This is a genomic window from Rhodococcus sp. SGAir0479, assembly GCF_005484805.1.
Lineage (GTDB): Bacteria > Actinomycetota > Actinomycetes > Mycobacteriales > Mycobacteriaceae > Prescottella.
Genome location: NZ_CP039432.1, coordinates 2,651,110 through 2,669,511, shown reverse-complemented (window position 1 = coordinate 2,669,511; position 18,402 = coordinate 2,651,110). Strand labels below are relative to the sequence as shown.

Genomic DNA, 18,402 nt, shown 5'->3' with positions numbered 1-18,402 from the left:
ACAGCACAGGGAGGTCTGCGATGACGGTGATGGAGAGCTGGGTGTCCGGCGAGGTCGGCACCCGCGAGACGCCCGATGCGGCGGAGGGACGGCAGTGGACGTCCGCGTGTACGCGGAGCCACCTCATCCCGGGGCGCGGCGTGGCCGTGCTCCTGCGCGGCGGGACCCAGGCCGCGCTGTTCCGGTTGCCCGACGGCAGCCTGCGCGCGGTCGGCAACATCGACCCCGTCGGCCGGGCCGCGGTGATGTCCCGAGGGCTGGTGGGGGACCGCCACGGCGAACCGACGGTCGCGTCACCGCTGCTCAAGCAGGTGTTCTCGCTGCTGGACGGGCGGTGCCTCGACGACGGGTCGACGAGACTGCCGGTGTATCCGGTGCGCGTGGTCGACGACGTGGTGCAGGTGTACGCGATCCCGGACGGGTCGCCGTGACGGGTGGGGGGCCGCGCGGCGACGAGCTGCGCGGGTTCACGGTCGGGATCACCGCGTCGCGGCGCGCGGACGAGCTGGCGATGCTGCTCACCCGGCGCGGCGCCGAGGTGGTGCACGCACCCGCGATCCGGATCATCCCGCTCGCCGACGACACCGAGCTGGCCCGCGTGACCGACCGGCTGATCGTCGACCCGCCCGACGTCACGATCGCCACGACCGGCATCGGGTTCCGCGGCTGGATGGGTGCGGCGGAGGGCTGGGGCCGCGCGGACCAGCTGTTGACCGCGCTGCACGCGAGTCGGATCCTCGCCCGCGGACCGAAGGCGACGGGGGCGATCCGTGCCGCCGGTCTCCGCGAGCAGTGGTCGCCGGACTCCGAGTCCTCGGGCGAGGTGCTGGACCGGTTGCGGGCCGAGGGCGTGGCGGGCCGGCGGATCGCGGTGCAACTGCACGGCGCGACCACCGAGTGGGAACCCGCGCCGGACTTCTGCGCGGCGCTGCGCGATGCCGGCGCCGATGTGATCGCGGTTCCGGTGTACCGGTGGACGCCGCCCGACGACTGCGCTGCGCTCGACCGGCTGATCGAGTCCGTCGGGTGCGGCGGTCTGGACGCGGTCAGCTTCACCAGCGCACCCGCCGTGGCCTCGGTCCTGGGGCGCGCCAAGGACATCGGCGCGCTGGAGACACTGCTGCGCGCGCTGGACGGGCGGGTGCTCGCGGCCTGCGTCGGCCCGGTCACCGCGGCGCCGCTGACCGCGCTCGGGGTGCCCACGACGGCGCCGGCCCGTTCGCGGCTCGGTTCGCTGGCTCGGCACATCGCGGACGAGTTGCCCCGGCGGGCCGCCCGGGTGCAGGCGGGCGGGCACGAGCTGAGCGTGCGCGGCAACTGCGTCGTCGTCGACGGGGAGGTCAAGGTGTTGTCGCCCGCGGGGATGGCGCTGGTGCGCCGGCTCGCGGAGCGGCCCGGCATGGTGGTCTCCCGAGCCGACCTGCTGGCCGCGCTGCCGGGTGGCAGCGACGACCCGCACGCCGTCGAGACCGCGATCGCCCGGCTCCGCAACCACCTCGGGGCGCCCGGGACGGTGCAGACGGTGGTCAAGCGGGGGTACCGGCTGGCGCTCGACCCGGCCGAATACGACCGACTGCTCGAGGCGAGCCGGTCGTGACCGGCGCCGACCTGGTGCTGGTCGCGCACGGCACCCGTAGCCGCGCCGGCATCGACACCGTGGCCGCGCTGGCCGAGGCGGTGAGCCGGCGGGTCGGTCCGGTGCGCACCGCTTTCGTCGACGTGCTGGGGCCCTCGCCCGCCGAGGTGTTGCGCGACAGGGACCCGGACGTGCCGGTGGTGTTGGTCCCGGCGTTCCTGGCGTCCGGGTACCACGTGCACGCGGACGTGCCGCGCGGCGTCGCCGAGAGCGGCCACCGCCGGGCCACGGTGACCCGCGCGCTGGGGCCGCATCCGGTGCTGACACAGGTCCTGGAACGACGGCTGCGCGCCGCCGGACGGCGGCCGGGCGACGCCGTGGTGCTCGCCGCGGCCGGCTCGTCCGATCCACGGGCGCGCCACGACGTCCGCCGGGCGGCGGCGATGCTGTCGGCGCGGGTGCGCCGCGAGGTCCCGGTCGGCTACATCGCGACCGGGACACCGACGGTGCCGGAGGTGGTGCAGCGCCTGCGCGCGGCAGGGGAGCGCCGCGTGTTCGTCGCGTCCTACCTCCTCGCGCCCGGCCTGTTCCACACCCGACTGGCGGACGCGGGCGCCGACGGGATCGCCGATCCGCTCGGTGCCGACGACGCGATCGCGGAGCTGATCGCCGAGCGGTTCCGGCTCGCCCGCACGGGAGTGGGTGTCAGCGGGAGAAGTTCAGCTGCCGTTCGGCGTTCGACAGGGCACTGACGATGCACGTGCCGATCGGGCCGCGCCGGTCGAACATCGTGGCGCTGCCCACGGCGACGCCGTCGACGCTGAGGTGGTTGTCGGCCTCGAGTCCGATCTCGGGTCCCTCCGGTAGCCGCGACAGGGCCAGCGTCAGATCGGCGTTGATGAACCCGATACCTGCGCTGCCCCAGTTGGTCATCAGGCTCGTCGTCTCACCGACCATCGCGGCGCGCACGAAGGGTGACGGTTCCTCGCCGGCCACGATCGGAATCTGATACTGCCACAGACGCTTTCGGCTCGATCCCTCGTGATCGCGCAGGGACGGCGACCATCCCGCGGGATGGCCGTCGCTGCCGATCCACGGATGGGTGGGCGCCTGCAGCGGCGGAAGGAGGCTCGGCGGCGGCGGTTGCGGGCTGTCGGGCCGGGTCCACAGTTCGCCCGGCGGCTGCGCTCCGCGGCGGAGGAACACGACGGTCCCGCGGGCCACGGACTCGCCGCGCTGGAGCACCTCCGCGTCCGCCACCCGGATCCGGTTGCCGTCGCGCACACTCCGGGTGACGACGTGGAACTGCGCCGCGCGGGCCGGCCGGAACAGGTCGACGGTCAGGCGCGCCGGCACGAAACCCTCGGCGCCGTGGGCGTTCTCGATGGCACGCGCGAGTACGCCGGTGATCATGTCCGGTGACCACCCGCTGACGGCCAACTCGAGCGGCGCGAAACCGTCCCCGTCCCGGGTCAGGAACGCGATCTGATCCCCCATGCGTACGAACCCCCTCCGTGACGACCGTTCGGGTGAACATACGACACCCGGTGACGTCGGCGATACGACCACCGGCCGGGACCCGCCGTTTCCTTGCGCATCCGTGTGCAGAAAACCGGTCCGAACCGACCCGATTCGGACTACCGTGGGAGTGGACCGGGCACGCTCGGCCGGCGCCGCCGGGACTCGCAGCGTGCGAGGGGACGTGGGCGCAGGCCGGGAAGAAGGTTCTTCGGATGACCGCGACATCAGTCGACAGGCAGGGTTTCAGTTCACTGCGGAAGGGCGGACTCAACTGGGACGCCTTCCCCCTCCGCCTCTTCGTGAAGGGCAACGCGAAGTTCTGGAATCCCGCCGACATCGACTTCACGCAGGACGCGGCGGACTGGGAGTCGCTCAGCAGCGAGGAGAAGCGCAGCGCGACCTACCTGTGCACGCAGTTCATCGCCGGTGAAGAGGCTGTCACCGAGGACATCCAGCCGTTCATGAAGGCGATGGCGGCCGAGGGCAGATTCGGCGACGAGATGTACCTGACCCAGTTCTGCTTCGAGGAAGCCAAGCACGTCGAGGTGTTCCGGCGTTGGATGGACACCATCGGCCTCGCCGACGATCTCCACCCGTTCGTCGCCGAGAACCCGCACTACCGGACGCTGTTCTACGAGGAGCTGCCCCGGTCGCTGAGCATTCTCGAATCGGATCCGAGCCCGGCGAACCAGATCCGAGCGTCGGTCACGTACAACCACGTCATCGAGGGCAGCCTCGCGCTCACCGGCTACTACGCGTGGCAGCGGGTGTGCACCGAACGCGCAATCCTGCCGGGCATGCAGGAACTCGTCCGCCGCATCGGGGACGACGAGCGCCGGCACATGGCATGGGGCACCTTCACGTGTCGCCGGCACGTCGCGGCCGACGACAGCAACTGGGATCTCGTCCAGCAGCGGATGACGGAGCTGATGCCGCACGCGCTGAACATGATCCAGTGGGTCAACGACCAGTTCGAAGAGCCGCCGTTCGGTATCGATCCGCAGGACTACCTCGTGTATGCGGCCGACCGGGCGCAACGCCGGCTCGGCGCGATCGAATCGGCGCGGGGCCGGCCGCTCGCGGAGATCGACCTGGACTACTCGCCCGAGACCCTCGAGGACACGTTCGGCGCCGAGGACGAGGCCGCGCTCGCGGAGGTCACGGCGGATCCGGCGACGACGTGATCGGGGTCTCGATCTCAGAGATCGCTTAATTCGGGCGGCTACCGTTCGCGGCTCTATGAGCGAACACCAGAACCCCCGCCGCAGACTCCGTACCCGCTCCGTGCGCCAGATCCTCGCCGTCCTGGGCGTGCTCGCCGTCGCCGTCGTCGGTGTGGTCGCCTACTTCGCCGTGGTCACCGACGACGCTCCCCGGAGCACGGACCCCGACACCTCGCTCGAGGCCGGTCCCGCCGACGATCCCGCCGCCGACGCGCTCGCCCGCGCGCGGCGCAGCCTGCAGCAGGCGAACCTGCCGCTGTCGATGCTGGGCGGTGGCGTCGACCAGCTGGTCGACGGGGGACGCCGGCTCGACGACGGCGCTCGGCAGCTCTCGGACGGCCTCGGCCAGGCGCGCGCGGGCGCGCAGCAATTGTCGGACGGGGTGGGCGAACTGAACGGTGGCGTGGGCCGGCTCGGTGACGGGGCGCAGCAGATCAGCGGCGGCGTGGACGAGGTGGTGGACCGGCTCACCGGCTTCGGCCGGATGCAGGCCGAGGTCACCGGGGCCCTGCGTCAGGTGGCCTCGACGCTCTCGGCGTCCGCCGATCCGGTGGCGCAGGGCGCGGCCGGACGGGTGGACGACCTGGTGGCGCGAATCGACACCGAGGGTCTCGGACCCGACACGCTGAGTCGACTCGCGACACTGAAGGACGGTGCCCGTCAGCTCTCGCACGAGCTGAACGATCCGTCCGCGGCATTCGTCGGTGGCGTCGGCCAGGTCGCCGAGGGTGCCCGCCAGTTGAGCGAGGGGCTGGTGCTCCTCGACGACGGCGGCAGGGCCCTGGCCGACGGGACCGGTCAGCTGGTCGACGGCACTGGGCCGATCACCCATGTGGTGCAGGGGCTCTCGACGAGCGTGACGGACGCATCGAAGGCGCTCCCCGGCGCCCGGACGCCGGCGACGGACGCGGACCGGATTCCGCAGGCCGCCGCGGACGTCGACGGCGGCGGCACGCCCGGCTGGGTGTTCGCGGCGGGCGCGGTTGCTCTGCTGGTGATCGTCGGTCTCGTCCGAGGCGCGTTCGTATGGGGCCGGCGGTCGGCGAACGGTCGATAGTTGCGCGAAATACCTCCGGGTTGGTTTCATCTACGGCGCACGTGGCCGCGTGGCCACGGTCGTCGGGAGGACACGGGGAGGGGCGGCGTCCATGCCGTATCTGGGTTTGATCGTGATGGTTCTGTGGGTCTTCTGTCTGGTGGACGTCATCGTCGCCGACGAGTACGCCGTGCGGAACATCCCCAAGGTGGCATGGGTCGTCGTGGTGCTCCTGCTGCCGCTGGTCGGGTCGGTGCTGTGGCTGGTGGTCGGTCGCCCCGAATCCGGGAGCGCACCGGCGCGGCGGCCCGCGCAGTCCACCCCGTTCCCGGAGTACGAGCGTCCCGGGCGGCACATCGCCCAGACGAGCGCGGACGACGAGGAGTTCCTGCGGCGCTGCCGTGAGCGCGCGGAGGAGCAGCGGCGCATCGCGCGCGAGCAACGCCGCGCCCAGTCCGACGACTGACCGGTCCGCCGGCGGTCAGCGCGGCAGCGGCAGCAACTCGACGGTCTGGCCGTCCACCGGGTCGGGCGGCAGGAGTGCCAGCGCCTCCCGGCCGATCAGCCCCGCCAGGTGGGCCGTGCGGACGACGGTGTCGGCGGCCCACGTGCCGTTCGCCCGACGTCCGACCGGCACGATCCGGGTGACGGCCGTCCCGGCGTCGGCGGCATTGCACACCGCGCCCGTCACCGCCACGGCCGGGGTCCGCGCGGTCAGCCCGTCGACCACCGCCGGCAGCATCGTCAGCAGCGTGGCCACCGCCGCCAGCGGATTGCCCGGCAGGCCCAGCACCACGCGCCCGTCCGGCAGCAGCGCGGTCACCTGCGACCCGCCGGGCCGGCACCGCACCCGGCCGACGACGATCCGGGCGCCCGCGCGGGCCAGGGCGGCGCGGAGCTGATCGGCGGCGCCGCCGCCGGTCGCGCCCACGACCACGATCACGTCGGCGTCGTCGGCGCCGCCCAACAGAGTGTCGAAGCCGGCCGCGGTGTCCGGCACATGGGTGTCGGCGACGGCCCGGACGCCGCAGTGCCACAGGAGGTCCGGCAGCACCGGTCCCAGCGAGTCCCGCGTCTGCCCGTCCTGGAGCGGGCCGTCGCGGCGGATCTCGTCGCCGGTGAGCGCGATGTGCGCCCGGACCGGACCGCGCACGGCGAGCTCGGCGACTTCGGCGCTCGTGGCCGCCGACAGCACCGCCGCGGTGACCGCGGTCCCCGCCTCCGCCAGATGGTGGCTGGGTTGCCAGTCCTCGCCGCGGCGGCGGGTGTCGTCCCGCACGGGGGCGTCGGCGCGACGGTGCAGCACCGCTGCGTCGCCGTCACCGGTGACGGCGACGAACTCGTCGCGGACCACCCCCGTCGCGCCGGCGGGCACCTGCGCCCCGGTGGCGATCCGGACGGCCTGCCCCGCGGTCAGCGAGAGTGCGGAGCGCGCTCCGGCGTACCGGATCACGTCCAGCAGCCGCCACGGTCCCGGCCCGGACACCGCGTACCCGTCCATCGCGGAGATGTCGAAGCGGGGAAGCGCTTCCGCGGCCACGAGGGGGGCCGCGAGGGTGGCGCCCCGTGCCGACACGAGCGGGACGGTGCGGATCGGGAGGGGCGGCACCGTCTTTCGGATCGCCGCGCGGGCCTCGTCGAGGTCCATCGGTTGCGGGACGTGTGCGGCGCGGGCCCGCGCGAGATCGGCGGGGGTGTCGCAGTCGTACACCCCGGACACCGCGACGGTCGTGTGCCGGTCCGGCACCAGGGCGCGCATCGGGCGATCGGTGAGCCGGTCGAGGCCGGCCAGCCGGGCCGCCAACGACCGTCGTCGCCACGCGGCCAGCAGGAACTGCGTGCGGCCGCACTCGTCCACGGCGAACGCCGCCTCGGCCTTCGGTTCCGCGGCGAGCCGGGCGGCCAGATCGGCCACGATGCCACGGTCGAGCGTGGGCAGATCGGACGCCACCACCACGACCGCGCCGTCGTCGGGGCCCGCGAGCGCGGCCAGCCCCGCGGCGAGCGCGGCGACCGGACCGGCACCGGCCGGCGACTCCTGCGTCTGCACGACGCGGCCGTCGAGATCGCCGCGACGCGGGCCGACGACCGCGATCCGCGCGCAGTCCGCCACGGCGTCGAGGACCGTGTCGAGCATCCGGCGGTCGCCCACGACCACCGCCGGCTTGTCCACACCGCCCATCCGCGTCGCGCGCCCTCCGGCGAGCACGATCGCGTCGACGGGACCGCCGGGGAGGCCGAATGTGCGCATGGCCTCATGCTGCCGCATGTGCGGTACCCGCGCGCGGGCGCGCCCGGGTCAGAAGCGGTGGCGTGCCCGTGCCAGGTCCACCCGCCCGTCGCGGATCGGGACCCCCTCCAGTTCGAGCCTCGCCAGCTGCCGGTGCGCCAGATGCGGGCTCGGCCGGCCGGAGGCGCCCAGGACCCGGTGCCACGGCAGGTCCGCGGAATCGGTCCGCATGATCCACCCGACCGTCCGTGGACTGGAAAGCCCTGCGGCCGAGGCGATGTCACCGTAGGTGGCCACGCTGCCGGCCGGGATCGACGCGACCAGTTCCCGGACGTGTTCGACCTGTGCGTCCGTGGTGGCGGCCACGACGCCCTCAGAGAAGCTTCCGGACCAGGGCGGCGACGTCGTCCGGCCGGGCGTGCGGGACCATGTGGTCGCAGTCGAGGTCGGCGATCGTCAGGTCCGCGCCCAGGTGTTCGGCGAGCGCGGCCCGGAACTGCGGAGTCACGTACGGCGGCTGCACCCGCAGGGCCTGCACGAGCACCGTCGGGGTGCCCTTCGGCGGCAGCACGTAGCCGCGGGCCATCTCGCCCCACGAGGCGACGACCGCCGGGACCGACATGCGCCAGCCGACCCGCCCGTTGTCCAGCCGAACCAGATGCTCGGCGAGGTCCGCGTCCAGGGCCTCGGCCGGCACGTCGGCCCACGAGCCGTGGATCTTCTCCGACCGGGCCTCGGCCGCGTCGGTGTAGTCCGGGTGGGCGACGACGAGCCCGGCGACCCGGCTCATCGTCTCCGGGTCCAGCCCGAGCGCCGGGTCGAGCAGGACGAGCCCGCGGATCCGGTCGGGCACCGTCCGCGCGAGGTGCAGCGCGATCGCGCCGCCGAACGAGTGGGCCATGACGACGACCGGTCCGGTGGCGTGCTCGTCGAGCACCCGGACGAGGTCGGCGACGTGCGTGTCGAGACCCCACGGCGGCGTCCACGGCGACCGGCCGTGACCGCGCAGATCGGGGGCGATGATGCGGGTGTCGCGCAGCTGGTCGGCGCCTAGCGCCTCCCACCGGCGGCCGTGTCCGGTGAGCCCGTGGAGCGCGAGCACCTCGGGTCCTCCGGGGGTGCCGAACAGGTACGTGTGGAGACCGCGCATGGTCTTCATGATGCCGGATGCGGGCGATGTCGGAGGTCTCTGGTGAGATTCTCGGCATGACAGCAGCGGGCGCATCCACCAGGCCGGCTCCGTCCGCGCGGCTCGTCGGGCGCACGGTCACCGAGGCCGAGGCGCGGACGTGGGCGCCCGCACCGGCGCGGGTGCTGACCGGTGCACCGCCGGGTCGTGGCTGGCATCCGTGGCAGATCCTGGGTGGCCCCGGCACGGGGAAGACCTCGCTCGTCGTCGACGCCGCGGTGGCGCGGATCACCGCGGGCGCCGACCCCGAATCGGTGCTGGTGCTGACGCAGTCGCGGCGCGCGGCGAACGCGGTGCGGGAACAGATCACCGCGGGGCTCCTCGGCGCCGAGTCCGGTGCCGCTGCGGTGGGCCGTCCACGGGCGACGCGGGAGCCGCTCGTGCGCACCGTGCACTCGTACGCCTTCGCAGTACTGCGCCTGCAGGCGGCCGCGCACGGCAACCCGCCGCCACGGCTGATCACCGGCTCCGAACAGGACTCGGTGCTGCGCGAGATGCTGCGCGGCGACATTGCCGACGGCGCCGAGCACTGGCCCGAACGGCTGCGCCCGGCACTGGGCATGACCGGCTTCGCGGTAGAGCTGCGCAACCTGATGCTGCGCGCCAACGAGCGGGGACTGGGGCCGGAAGACCTGATGGAGCTCGGACGCGCCCACGGCAAGCCCGAGTGGGTGGCGGCGGGCCGGTTCGCGCTGCACTACGAGCAGTCGATGCTGTTGCGCGCGTCCGTCGGGGTGGAGGCGCCCGAGGCGACGGCCCCGGCGCTCGACGCGGCCGAACTGATCAGCGCCGCGCTCACCGCCTTCGCCACCGATCCGGAGCTGTTGCAGCGGGAGCGCCGTCGCGTCCGTCACCTGCTGGTCGACGACGCGCAGCACCTCGACCCGCATGCCGCGCAGCTGGTGCGGGCGATCGGCACCGGGACCACGATGACCGCGATCGTGGGCGACCCCGACCAGTCGATCTTCGCGTTCCGCGGTGCGGACGCGCGGTTCCTCACCGAGATCGCCGACCGCGACGACCCGGCGCAGGTGATCCTCGACACGAATTACCGCGCGGCCCCCGACGTGGCGGCCGTCGCGGCCCGCGTCGCCGGCCGGCTGCCGGGCAATCCGCCGCAGCGCGGGGTGAGCGTGCCGGTCGACGCCGGCGACGGCGCCGACACCGGGCGCGCGGTGGTGCGGGTACTGACGTCGCCGGCCAAGGAGGCGGCGCTGGTCGCGGACACGCTCCGGCGCGCGCACCTGGTCGACGGGGTGCCGTGGTCGGAGATGGCCATCGTCGCGAGGTCGGTGCCGCGGGTGCTGCCGCCGCTGCGCCGGGCGCTGCTCGCCGCCGGTGTTCCCGTCGCGACCGCCGCCAGCGAGCTGCCGCTCGCCCGGCAGCACGGCGTCGCCGGCTTGCTGGCGGTGCTGCGCGCGCTGTCGGGCGACGAGTTCACCGGCGAGGACGCCCTCGCGTTGCTGTCGGGGCCGATCGGCGGCGCCGAACCGGTGAGCCTGCGGCGGTTGCGCCGCGGCCTGCGCCGCGTGGAACTCGCCGCCGGCGGTGACCGGGACTCGGCGGAGCTGCTGCGGGCGCTCGTCGTCGACGGCCCCGACGCCGACGGGCTCACGCACCTGCTGCCCGGCCTCACCGACGTCGAATCCGTCGCGCTGCGAAGGGTTCTCCAGGTGCTCCGTCGCGCCCGCATCCCGCTCGAGCGGGGCCGCGGGATCGAGGAGGTGCTGTGGGCGGCGTGGCAGGCCACCGGTCTCGAACGTCGCTGGGCGGCGGCGTCGGCGTACGGAGGCCCGATCGGAGCGCAGGCGGATCGCGACCTCGACGCCGTCGTCGCGTTGTTCGACGCGGCCGCCGACTACGTCGACCGGCTGCCCCGCGCCCAGTTGGCGGGGTTCGTCGACTTCTTGGTCGAGCAGGAGATCCCCGGGACGGCACGCGCCCGCGCGGTGGCCGAGCAGGAGACCGTGACCATCCTCAGTGCCCACTCGGCGGCGGGGCGGCAGTGGCAGGTGGTCGCGGTCGTCGGCGTCCAGGAAGGACTGTGGCCGAGTCTGGGCGCACGCGGGACGCTGCTGGGCACCGAGGAACTGATCGACCTCACCAGCGGGGTGGGACACGCGGACACCGTGACACCGGGCACGCTGTCGCGGACCGCGCCGCTGCTGGCCGAGGAACGTCGCCTGTTCCTGGTGGCGTGCAGCCGGGCCCGGTCGTCGCTGCTCGTCACGGCAGTCGACTCGTCGAGCGGCGACAACGAACTGGTCCGGTCCCGCTTCGTCGACGACCTGCTCGGCGGCGAGGACGCCGATGCCGAGAACGCCGAGGTGGCACCGGAGCAGGAGAACCCTCGCGTGCTGGCACTGCCGGCGCTGGTCGCCGAACTCCGCAGCGTCGTGTGCGACCCCGCGGTCGCCGAGTCCGACCCGGGCCGGCAACGCCGGGCCGCGCAGCAGCTCGCGCGATTGGCCGCGGCCGGGGTCCGCGGTGCACACCCGGAGCACTGGTACGGCACCGGCGAACCCAGCTCGGAGGCGGCGCTGTGGGACCCGGCCGACGGCCCCGTTCCGCTGTCGCCGTCCACGATCGAGCTGATCGACAACTGCCCGTTGCGGTGGATGCTCGAACGACACGGTGGCACGGACGGCGACACCACGCACGCGATCGCCGGGACGCTCGTGCACACGCTGGTGCAGGCGCTCGCCGGGCACATCCCGCCGGACCGGATCGACCAGGCGCTCGAAACTGCCTGGGACGCGGTGGATCTGGGGTCGGAGTGGTACTCGCGACGCGAGCTCGAACGCACCCGCGGGATGCTCGACAACTTCGCGAACTGGCTGCGCAGTACCCGCTCCGAGCTCACCGAGGTGGGTGTCGAGGTGTCGGTGGACGGAGTGCTCGAACCGCGCGCCGACGGCGAGGCGGCGGTGCGGATCCGGGGCCGGATCGACCGGCTCGAACGGGACGCCGAGGGACGGCCGGTGATCATCGACGTCAAGACCGCCAAGAACCCGGTGACGAAGGAACAGGCGCACGAACACGCACAGCTCGCGGCGTACCAGGTGGCGGCGGCGCGCGGCCTCGTCGAGGGCGAGCCGGCGGCGACACCGGGGGGTGCCCGGCTCGTGTTCGTGGCCAAGCCGCACAACAAGGAGGGTGCGACGCAACGGATGCAACTCGCGCTCGACGACGAGGGACTCGAGCTGTGGGAGAACGTGATCCACGATGCGGCGGCGGCGACTCGGGGTCCCACGTTCACGGCGCGGATCAACGACGGTTGCCGGCACTGCCCCGTACTCGCCAGTTGTCCGGCACACGACGAGGGACGGCAGGTGACGTCGGAGTGACCACGCACGAACGCAACGACGGTGGCCGGGTTCGCCGATTCGTCAGCCCCGCCGAACTGGCCGAGGCCCTCGGCCAGTTCCCGCCGACCCCCGAGCAGGCCGCGGTCATCGAGGCGCCGCTCGGGCCGACGCTCGTCGTGGCCGGGGCCGGGGCCGGCAAGACCGAGACGATGGCCGCGCGGGTCGTGTGGCTGGTTGCCAACGGGCTGGTGGAACCCGAACAGGTCCTGGGGTTGACGTTCACCCGCAAGGCGGCGCAGCAGCTCACCAGCCGGATCCGGAAGCGGCTCGCGAAACTTGCCGGCTCGGCGCTGGTGCGGGACCTCGATCCCGGCGGTGGGCTGCGGTCGCGCATCCTCGGCAGCGAACCCGAGGTGAGCACCTACCACTCGTACGCCGGCCGGCTGCTGTCCGAGCACGGCCTGCTGCTGCCCATCGAACCGTCCGCGACGTTGCTGTCCGAGACCGAGCTGTGGCAGCTCGCGTACCGGGTGGTGAGCGCGTGGGACGGCGACCTCGACACCGACCGCAGTCCGGCGTCGATCACCGAGTCGGTGCTCGCGTTGTCGGGACAGCTGGCCGAGCACCTCGTCGAGCCCGCGGATCTGCGCGAGGCGCACACCGAACTCGACAAGTTGATCCACACGCTGCCGGCCGGCCCCAGACAGAAGGGCGGACCGTCCAAGCCGCTGCTGAACCTGCTCGAGGTGCAGCACCAGCGCCTGGACCTGCTGCCGTTGGTGCAGCGGCTGGCCGAGACGCTGCGCCGGGAGGGATCGCTCGACTTCGGGAGCCAGATGTCGCTCGCCGCGCGCGTGGCCGCCGAACATCCCGAGGTGGGCCGGTGCGAACGGTCCCGCTTCCGGGTGGTGCTGCTCGACGAGTACCAGGACACCGGTCACGCGCAGCGCGTGCTGCTATCGTCCCTGTTCGGCGGCGGGGCGGACGCGGGCCTCGCGCTCACGGCGGTCGGCGACCCGATGCAGTCGATCTACGGCTGGCGCGGCGCCTCGGCCGCCAATCTGCCGCGCTTCGCGACCGACTTCCCGCTCCCCGACGGCACCCCGGCGCCCACCCTGGAACTGCTCACCAGCTGGCGCAACCCGCCGGAGGCGCTCGAGTTGGCCAACATGGTGTCCGATCCCTTGCGGGACCGCGGCGTCGCGGTCAGCATGCTGCGGGCCCGTCCGGGCGCCGTCCCGGGCGATGTCCGCCTGGCGCTGCTCGACACCGTCGCGGGGGAGCGGGCGTGGGTGGCCGACCGGATCGCTGCCGAATACGCGGCAGCGCGCGCGGAGAGCGGGAAACCGCCCACCGCGGCGGTCCTGGTGCGCCGCAACGCCGACGCCGCGCCCGTCGCGGAGGAACTGCGGGCGCGGGGACTGGCCGTCGAGGTCGTCGGCCTCGGCGGACTGCTGCACACGCCCGAGGTCGCGGACGTCGTCGCGATGCTGCGGCTGGTGGCCGACCCCATGGCCGGCAGCGCCGCGGTCCGCGTGCTCACCGGCGCCCGCTGGCAGATCGGTGCCGCGGATCTACGCGCGCTGTGGCGCCGCGCCGGCGAGCTCGGCATCCGGACCGGGTACGGCACGTCGGGTGCGGTCACCGACGCCGCGGCGCTCGGCGACGCCCTCGGCAGTGCGCTGCCGGGAGAACACGCCGAGCAGGCAGGCCTGGCCGACGCCCTCGCCGATCCCGGCCCTGCGCAGCGGTATTCGGAATCCGGCTACGTGCGCATCTGCGCCCTCGCGGCGGAGTTGGCGTCGCTGCGTGAACGCCTGGGCCAGCCCCTCACCGAGCTGGTGGCCGAGGTCGAGCGGGTCATCGGTATCGGCATCGAGGCGCAGGCGCGGACCCGGATCGGTGACGTGGGCGGCGCCGGCCGGGAGCACCTCGACGCGTTCGCCGACGTGGTGGCCGGTTACGCGAACCGTTCGTCGGCCACCCTCACCGGTCTGCTGTCGTTCCTCGCGGCCGCCGAGCACGTCGAGAACGGCCTGACGCCGGGCGAGGTGGAGGTGGCGCCCGACCGGGTGCAGGTGCTGACGGTGCACTCGGCGAAGGGCCTCGAATGGGAGGTGGTCGCGGTGCCCCACCTGACCGGGGGGGTGTTCCCGTCGACTCAGGCGTCGGCGACGTGGCTCGGATCGGTCGCCGAACTGCCGCCGACGCTGCGCGGTGATCGCGCCGTGCCCGGTGAATCCGCCGACGGCGTCCCCGTTCTCGACCTCGAGAACGTCTACGACCGCAAGGACCTCGAGAACGAGATCGACGCGCACAAGAAGGCGTTGGCGCGTCGCCGGCTCGACGAGGACCGACGGCTGTTCTACGTCGCACTCACCCGGACCGAACGGGCGCTGTTCGTCTCCGGGCACCACTGGACCGAGTCCGGACCCACACCCAAGGGGCCGTCGCCGTTCCTGTCGGAACTCCACGACCTGGTCTCGACGTGGGAGGGCGCGCCCCTCGGCGTCATCGACGAGTGGGCGCCCGCACCGGACGACGGCAGCGAGAACCCGTTGACCGCGACACCGCGGACGGCGCAGTGGCCGCGGGATCCGCTGGGCCGGCGGCGCGCCGACGTCGAACAGGGTGCCCGTCTGGTCCGCGACGCGCTGGCAGCGCTGCGCGCGGGTGCGGGGGAGGAGCACGGCGGCGAGGAGCCCGGCGAGGATCCCGACAACTGGGCGGCGGACGTCGACGCCCTGCTCGCCGAGCGCGCCGCGCGGGGCGCGGGCACCGCGGACGTCGAGCTGCCGGCGCAGATGTCGGTGAGTCAGCTCGTGGATCTGGCGGCCGACCCGGACGAGCTGGCCGCGCGGCTCCGCCGACCGCTGCCGTTCCCACCGAACCCGTTGGCCCGCCGCGGAACCGCGTTCCACGCATGGGTGGAACGCCGGTTCGGCGCGACGCGGCTGTTGGACTTCGACGAGCTGCCGGGCGCCGCGGACACCGGCGTCGGTACCGAGACCGAACTGGCGCTGCTGCAGGACGCGTTCCTGCGGTCGCCGTGGGCGGACCGCAACCCCGTCGAGGTGGAGGTGCCGTTCGAGACCTCCGTGGCCGGCACCGTTCTGCGCGGACGGATCGACGCGGTGTTCGCCGACCCCGACGGCGGCTGGACGGTGATCGACTGGAAGACCGGCGCGGAGCCGTCGGCGGCGAACGAGCGGGCCGTCGTGATGCAGTTGGCGGCGTACCGGCTGGCGTGGGCGGAACTGATAGCGGCGCGCGAGTCGCAGGCCACGGGCCGGCCCGCCGCGCCGCCGATGGACAAGGTGCGGGCCGCGTTCCACTACGTCCGCACCGGACGAACCATCGCACCCTCGGACCTGCCCGACGCGGAGCGGCTCGCCCGGCTGATCCGCAACGCCGGGGACCGGCCCGAGGACTGACCGGGTCAGCGCGCGTTGCGGCGGGCCTTCAGGGCCTGGGTCACCAGCGGGACCTGGATCGGGAGCCGCCCGAGCGCGACTGCCTTCGCGGGCAACGACGTTCGGCTCGACCGCAGCCAGTCGACGGCCATCTGCACGTTGGCCGGGAACACCGCGACGAACAGCGCGGCCGCCAGCCCGGCCCCGGCCCGGCGGGTGCGGGGAACCGCGAGGGCCGCGGCGGTGGCCAGTTCCGCGGCACCGGAGACGTAGGTGTAGGTGCGGGCGCGGCCCGGCAGCGCCGACGGCACGATCGTGTCGAACGGCTGGGGGCGCGCGAAGTGCAGGACCCCGGCGCCGGCCAGCAGGGCGGCCAGGCGCAGCGCGGGTGCCTGGCTGGCGGGAGAAGATGACGTCATCGCCCCACCCTGCCCGATTCGCCCGCCGGCAGCCACCGTCGCGGGCCGGTTTTGCCGTGGCGTTCCGCGATTGTCGGATCCGCGGCTAGGCTGCCATCCGATGTGCACGCCGAGATGGAGACAGGAACGAATGAATGCCCGGTAGGTTGAGTGCGCGGTTCCGGAACTCGGACACGCTGACGGATCGGCCGGACTTCACGCTCGTCGGCGTGCTCAGGGTCCCCGAGATGCAGACCAGCCCGGCCCGGGCCATCGCCCGCCGCGTCTCGTACGCGCTGGCGGCGCTGGCGCTGGCGGTGCTCGTGGTCTACATCGACCGGAGCGGCTACAAGGACGCGCAGGACAACGAGCTCTCGCTCCTGGACTGCCTCTACTACGCGACGGTGTCGCTGTCGACCACCGGCTACGGCGACATCACCCCGATCACCCCGGAAGCGCGGCTGATCAACGTTCTGGTCATCACCCCGCTCCGCATCTTCTTCCTCATCGTCCTGGTCGGTACGACGCTCTCTGCCCTCACCGAGAGCTCCCGCCAGACCTTCAAGATCCAGCGCTGGAGGCACCGCGTGCGCAACCACACCGTCGTCGTCGGGTTCGGCACCAAGGGCCGCACCGCCATCGATGCCATGCTCGGCGACGGCATCGTGCCGTCGGACATCGTCGTCGTCGACACCGACCAGGCGGTGCTCGACACCGCCGCGGGGCTGGGACTGGTCACCGTGCACGGCTCGGCCACCAAGTCCGACGTACTGCGGCTCGCGGGCGTGCAGAACGCGGCCTCGATCATCGTCGCCGCGAACCGGGACGACACCGCGGTGCTGGTGACGCTGACCGCCCGCGAACTGGCGCCCAAGGCGAAGATCGTCGCGGCCATCCGGGAGACCGACAACGCGCACCTGCTGCGGCAGTCGGGCGCCGACTCCGTCGTGGTGTCCTCCGAGACGGCGGGCCGGCTCCTCGGCATCGCGCGGACCACACCGAGCGTCGTGGAGATGGTCGAGGACCTGCTCACCCCCGAGGCCGGATTCGCGATCGCCGAACGCGAGGTGGAACCGGAGGAGATCGGCGGATCCCCGCGTCACCTCTCGGACATCGTCCTCGGCGTGGTCCGGGACGGGCAGCTGCTCCGAGTGGGTTCACCCGAGGTCGACGCCGTCGAGGCGAACGACCTCCTGCTCTACATCAAGCGCGTCGGCAACTGACGCGGGCACGGCCGCCGGTGGCCGACCGCGGCCCACAGTAGGGTCGGACCGTGCCCGATTTCACCGCGTCCGGATTCACCCTCACCGAGCCCCCGCTGCTGTCCCGAGCTGCCGTCGACCGTGCCGAACATCTGCGTTCGGACCCGGACGCGCTGCGCGCCGGCTGGGCGGACGCACTGCTGCTGCGGGTGGACCGTCGCGGGCAGACCCGGATCTCCGACGGTGACCTGGCCTTCGACGACGCGACCTCGCTCGGCGCGGAGCCGGTGCCGGGCGCGGTGTTCCTGGGGCTGCGCGGCGGCCGGCACGTGTGGGCGGTGCGGGTCTCGGCGATGACGGGCGAGCTGGGCGATCTGCGCGCGATGGGGCACCGGCTCGACGAGACCGACGCGGGCCTGCTCACGACGGCGGTAGCGCTGCTGAGCTGGCACGACAACGCCGGGTTCAGCGCCATCGACGGCGCCCCCACCGAGCCGACGATGTCGGGGTGGTCGCGCATCAGCACCAGCACCGGGCACGAGGAGTTTCCGCGGACCGACCCGGCGGTGATCTGTCTGGTGCACGACGGCGGTGACCGGGTGCTGTTGGCGCGGCAGCCGTCGTGGCCGCCGCGGATGTTCTCGGTACTCGCGGGCTTCGTGGAGGCGGGGGAGTCGCTCGAGACGTGCGTGGTGCGGGAGATTCGCGAGGAGGTGGGCGTCGACGTCTCCGACGTCCGGTACCTGGGCAGTCAGCCGTGGCCGTTCCCGCGCTCGGTGATGCTGGGGTTCGCGGCCGTCGCCGATCCCGCCGCCGCGTTCACGTTCACGGACGGCGAGATCGCCGAGGCCCACTGGTTCACCCGTGAGCAGGTCCGCCGCGCGCTCGGCGCCGGCGACTGGGCGTCCGCCACCCGGCAGTCGTCGGACGCGGAACTACTGCTGCCCGGCTCGATCTCCATCGCGCGGGTGATGGTGGAGTCGTGGGCGGGGCAGGACTGAGGACCCGGAGGCGGTCCTAGAGGCCCAGCGCCTGCTTGACCTGCGCCAGTGACGGGTTGGTGGCGGTGCTGCCGTCCGCGTACTTGACGGTGGGCACCACGTGGTTGCCGCCGTTGACGCTGCCGACGAACCGCGCCGCCGCGGGATCGTCCTCGATGTCGATCTCGACGTACGAGATGCCGTTCTCGTCGAGCTGCTTCTTGAGGCGACGGCAGTAGCCGCACCACGTGGTCGAGTACATGGTCAGAGCAGGAGCTTGGGTAGTCACGGCGCCTATAACACCACGGTCGGTCTCCTCTGTTCCC

At 73.4% G+C, this 18,402-nt stretch carries 16 protein-coding genes; 10 read left to right on the top strand and 6 right to left on the bottom strand.

Annotation, left to right across the window (positions count from 1 at the left end):
• Positions 1-20: 20 nt before the first annotated feature.
• Genes nirD through E7742_RS12490 form a run of 3 tightly spaced genes read left to right on the top strand, consistent with a single transcriptional unit; the run spans position 21 to position 2,328 of the window.
• A complete protein-coding gene (nirD, locus tag E7742_RS12500; RefSeq protein WP_137799235.1) occupies positions 21-431 on the top strand; it encodes a nitrite reductase small subunit NirD in 411 nt (136 codons plus the stop codon).
• A complete protein-coding gene (locus tag E7742_RS12495) occupies positions 428-1,597 on the top strand; it encodes a uroporphyrinogen-III synthase (protein ID WP_137799234.1) in 1,170 nt (389 codons plus the stop codon). Before nirD ends, E7742_RS12495 begins: the two co-directional genes overlap by 4 nt.
• A complete protein-coding gene (locus E7742_RS12490; RefSeq protein ID WP_137799233.1) occupies positions 1,594-2,328 on the top strand; it encodes a sirohydrochlorin chelatase in 735 nt (244 codons plus the stop codon). The genes E7742_RS12495 and E7742_RS12490 overlap by 4 nt, the downstream gene beginning before the upstream one ends.
• On the opposite strand, the gene E7742_RS12485 is transcribed toward E7742_RS12490, so the two are convergent.
• Positions 2,282-3,073 carry an acyl-CoA thioesterase domain-containing protein gene (locus E7742_RS12485; protein ID WP_137799232.1) on the bottom strand — a complete coding sequence of 264 codons (792 nt, stop codon included), beginning with the start codon at positions 3,071-3,073 and terminating at the stop codon, positions 2,282-2,284. The two genes, E7742_RS12490 and E7742_RS12485, sit on opposite strands and share 47 nt — an antisense overlap.
• A gap of 236 nt (positions 3,074-3,309) precedes the next feature.
• Between E7742_RS12485 and E7742_RS12480 the strand changes: the two genes are divergently transcribed.
• The 3 genes from E7742_RS12480 to E7742_RS12470 all read left to right on the top strand — a co-directional run bounded on the left by E7742_RS12480 (position 3,310) and on the right by E7742_RS12470 (position 5,822).
• The gene (locus E7742_RS12480) at positions 3,310-4,281 is read left to right on the top strand and encodes a R2-like ligand-binding oxidase (RefSeq protein ID WP_137799231.1); all 972 of its coding nucleotides are present in this window, start codon (positions 3,310-3,312) and stop codon (positions 4,279-4,281) included.
• Positions 4,282-4,336: 55 nt separating this feature from the next.
• Positions 4,337-5,377: a hypothetical protein gene (locus E7742_RS12475; protein ID WP_137799230.1), complete on the top strand. Its 1,041-nt coding sequence runs from the start codon at positions 4,337-4,339 to the stop codon at positions 5,375-5,377.
• 91 nt (positions 5,378-5,468) lie between these two features.
• Positions 5,469-5,822 carry a PLDc N-terminal domain-containing protein gene (locus E7742_RS12470; protein WP_137799229.1) on the top strand — a complete coding sequence of 118 codons (354 nt, stop codon included), beginning with the start codon at positions 5,469-5,471 and terminating at the stop codon, positions 5,820-5,822.
• A gap of 15 nt (positions 5,823-5,837) precedes the next feature.
• Here the strand turns inward: E7742_RS12470 and E7742_RS12465 are convergent, their stop codons facing one another.
• The 3 genes from E7742_RS12465 to E7742_RS12455 are packed head-to-tail and all read right to left on the bottom strand — an operon-like array spanning position 5,838 to position 8,736.
• The gene (locus tag E7742_RS12465) at positions 5,838-7,607 is read right to left on the bottom strand and encodes an NTP transferase domain-containing protein (protein WP_254698991.1); all 1,770 of its coding nucleotides are present in this window, start codon (positions 7,605-7,607) and stop codon (positions 5,838-5,840) included.
• Between the two features lie 48 nt (positions 7,608-7,655).
• Entirely contained in the window at positions 7,656-7,952 is a 297-nt protein-coding gene (locus E7742_RS12460) for an MGMT family protein (protein WP_137799227.1), read from the bottom strand.
• A 7-nt stretch (positions 7,953-7,959) separates the two neighbouring features.
• Positions 7,960-8,736 carry an alpha/beta fold hydrolase gene (locus tag E7742_RS12455; protein WP_175420476.1) on the bottom strand — a complete coding sequence of 259 codons (777 nt, stop codon included), beginning with the start codon at positions 8,734-8,736 and terminating at the stop codon, positions 7,960-7,962.
• Positions 8,737-8,792: 56 nt separating this feature from the next.
• Here E7742_RS12455 and E7742_RS12450 point away from each other — a divergent pair, with 56 nt between their 5' ends.
• Entirely contained in the window at positions 8,793-12,122 is a 3,330-nt protein-coding gene (locus tag E7742_RS12450) for an ATP-dependent helicase (protein WP_137799225.1), read from the top strand.
• On the top strand, positions 12,119-15,517 hold the full coding sequence (locus tag E7742_RS12445; RefSeq protein WP_137799224.1) for an ATP-dependent helicase: 3,399 nt from the start codon (positions 12,119-12,121) through the stop codon (positions 15,515-15,517). Before E7742_RS12450 ends, E7742_RS12445 begins: the two co-directional genes overlap by 4 nt.
• A 5-nt stretch (positions 15,518-15,522) precedes the next feature.
• Here E7742_RS12445 and E7742_RS12440 read toward each other — a convergent pair whose 3' ends face one another.
• Positions 15,523-15,915, bottom strand: a complete 393-nt coding sequence (locus tag E7742_RS12440; RefSeq protein WP_137799223.1) for a DoxX family protein — start codon at positions 15,913-15,915, stop codon at positions 15,523-15,525.
• A 134-nt stretch (positions 15,916-16,049) separates the two neighbouring features.
• On the opposite strand from E7742_RS12440, the gene E7742_RS12435 reads away from it, so the two are divergent.
• Both E7742_RS12435 and nudC read left to right on the top strand, forming a co-directional pair.
• Positions 16,050-17,117: a potassium channel family protein gene (locus E7742_RS12435; RefSeq protein WP_137799222.1), complete on the top strand. Its 1,068-nt coding sequence runs from the start codon at positions 16,050-16,052 to the stop codon at positions 17,115-17,117.
• A gap of 50 nt (positions 17,118-17,167) precedes the next feature.
• The gene (gene nudC, locus E7742_RS12430; RefSeq protein ID WP_137799221.1) at positions 17,168-18,097 is read left to right on the top strand and encodes an NAD(+) diphosphatase; all 930 of its coding nucleotides are present in this window, start codon (positions 17,168-17,170) and stop codon (positions 18,095-18,097) included.
• Positions 18,098-18,113: 16 nt separating this feature from the next.
• On the opposite strand, the gene E7742_RS12425 is transcribed toward nudC, so the two are convergent.
• Positions 18,114-18,338 carry a mycoredoxin gene (locus E7742_RS12425; protein ID WP_137801186.1) on the bottom strand — a complete coding sequence of 75 codons (225 nt, stop codon included), beginning with the start codon at positions 18,336-18,338 and terminating at the stop codon, positions 18,114-18,116.
• Between the last annotated feature and the right edge of the window lie 64 nt (positions 18,339-18,402).

Coding starts and splice junctions, on each gene's coding strand:
- nirD (WP_137799235.1), top strand. CDS start 21: ATGACGGTGATGGAGAGCTGGGTGTCCGGCGAGGTCGGCACCCGCGAG.
- E7742_RS12485 (WP_137799232.1), bottom strand. CDS start 3,073: ATGGGGGATCAGATCGCGTTCCTGACCCGGGACGGGGACGGTTTCGCG.
- E7742_RS12480 (WP_137799231.1), top strand. CDS start 3,310: ATGACCGCGACATCAGTCGACAGGCAGGGTTTCAGTTCACTGCGGAAG.
- E7742_RS12475 (WP_137799230.1), top strand. CDS start 4,337: ATGAGCGAACACCAGAACCCCCGCCGCAGACTCCGTACCCGCTCCGTG.
- E7742_RS12470 (WP_137799229.1), top strand. CDS start 5,469: ATGCCGTATCTGGGTTTGATCGTGATGGTTCTGTGGGTCTTCTGTCTG.
- E7742_RS12465 (WP_254698991.1), bottom strand. CDS start 7,607: ATGCGCACATTCGGCCTCCCCGGCGGTCCCGTCGACGCGATCGTGCTC.
- E7742_RS12455 (WP_175420476.1), bottom strand. CDS start 8,736: ATGCGCGGTCTCCACACGTACCTGTTCGGCACCCCCGGAGGACCCGAG.
- E7742_RS12450 (WP_137799225.1), top strand. CDS start 8,793: ATGACAGCAGCGGGCGCATCCACCAGGCCGGCTCCGTCCGCGCGGCTC.
- E7742_RS12440 (WP_137799223.1), bottom strand. CDS start 15,915: ATGACGTCATCTTCTCCCGCCAGCCAGGCACCCGCGCTGCGCCTGGCC.
- E7742_RS12435 (WP_137799222.1), top strand. CDS start 16,050: ATGCCCGGTAGGTTGAGTGCGCGGTTCCGGAACTCGGACACGCTGACG.
- E7742_RS12425 (WP_137801186.1), bottom strand. CDS start 18,338: ATGTACTCGACCACGTGGTGCGGCTACTGCCGTCGCCTCAAGAAGCAG.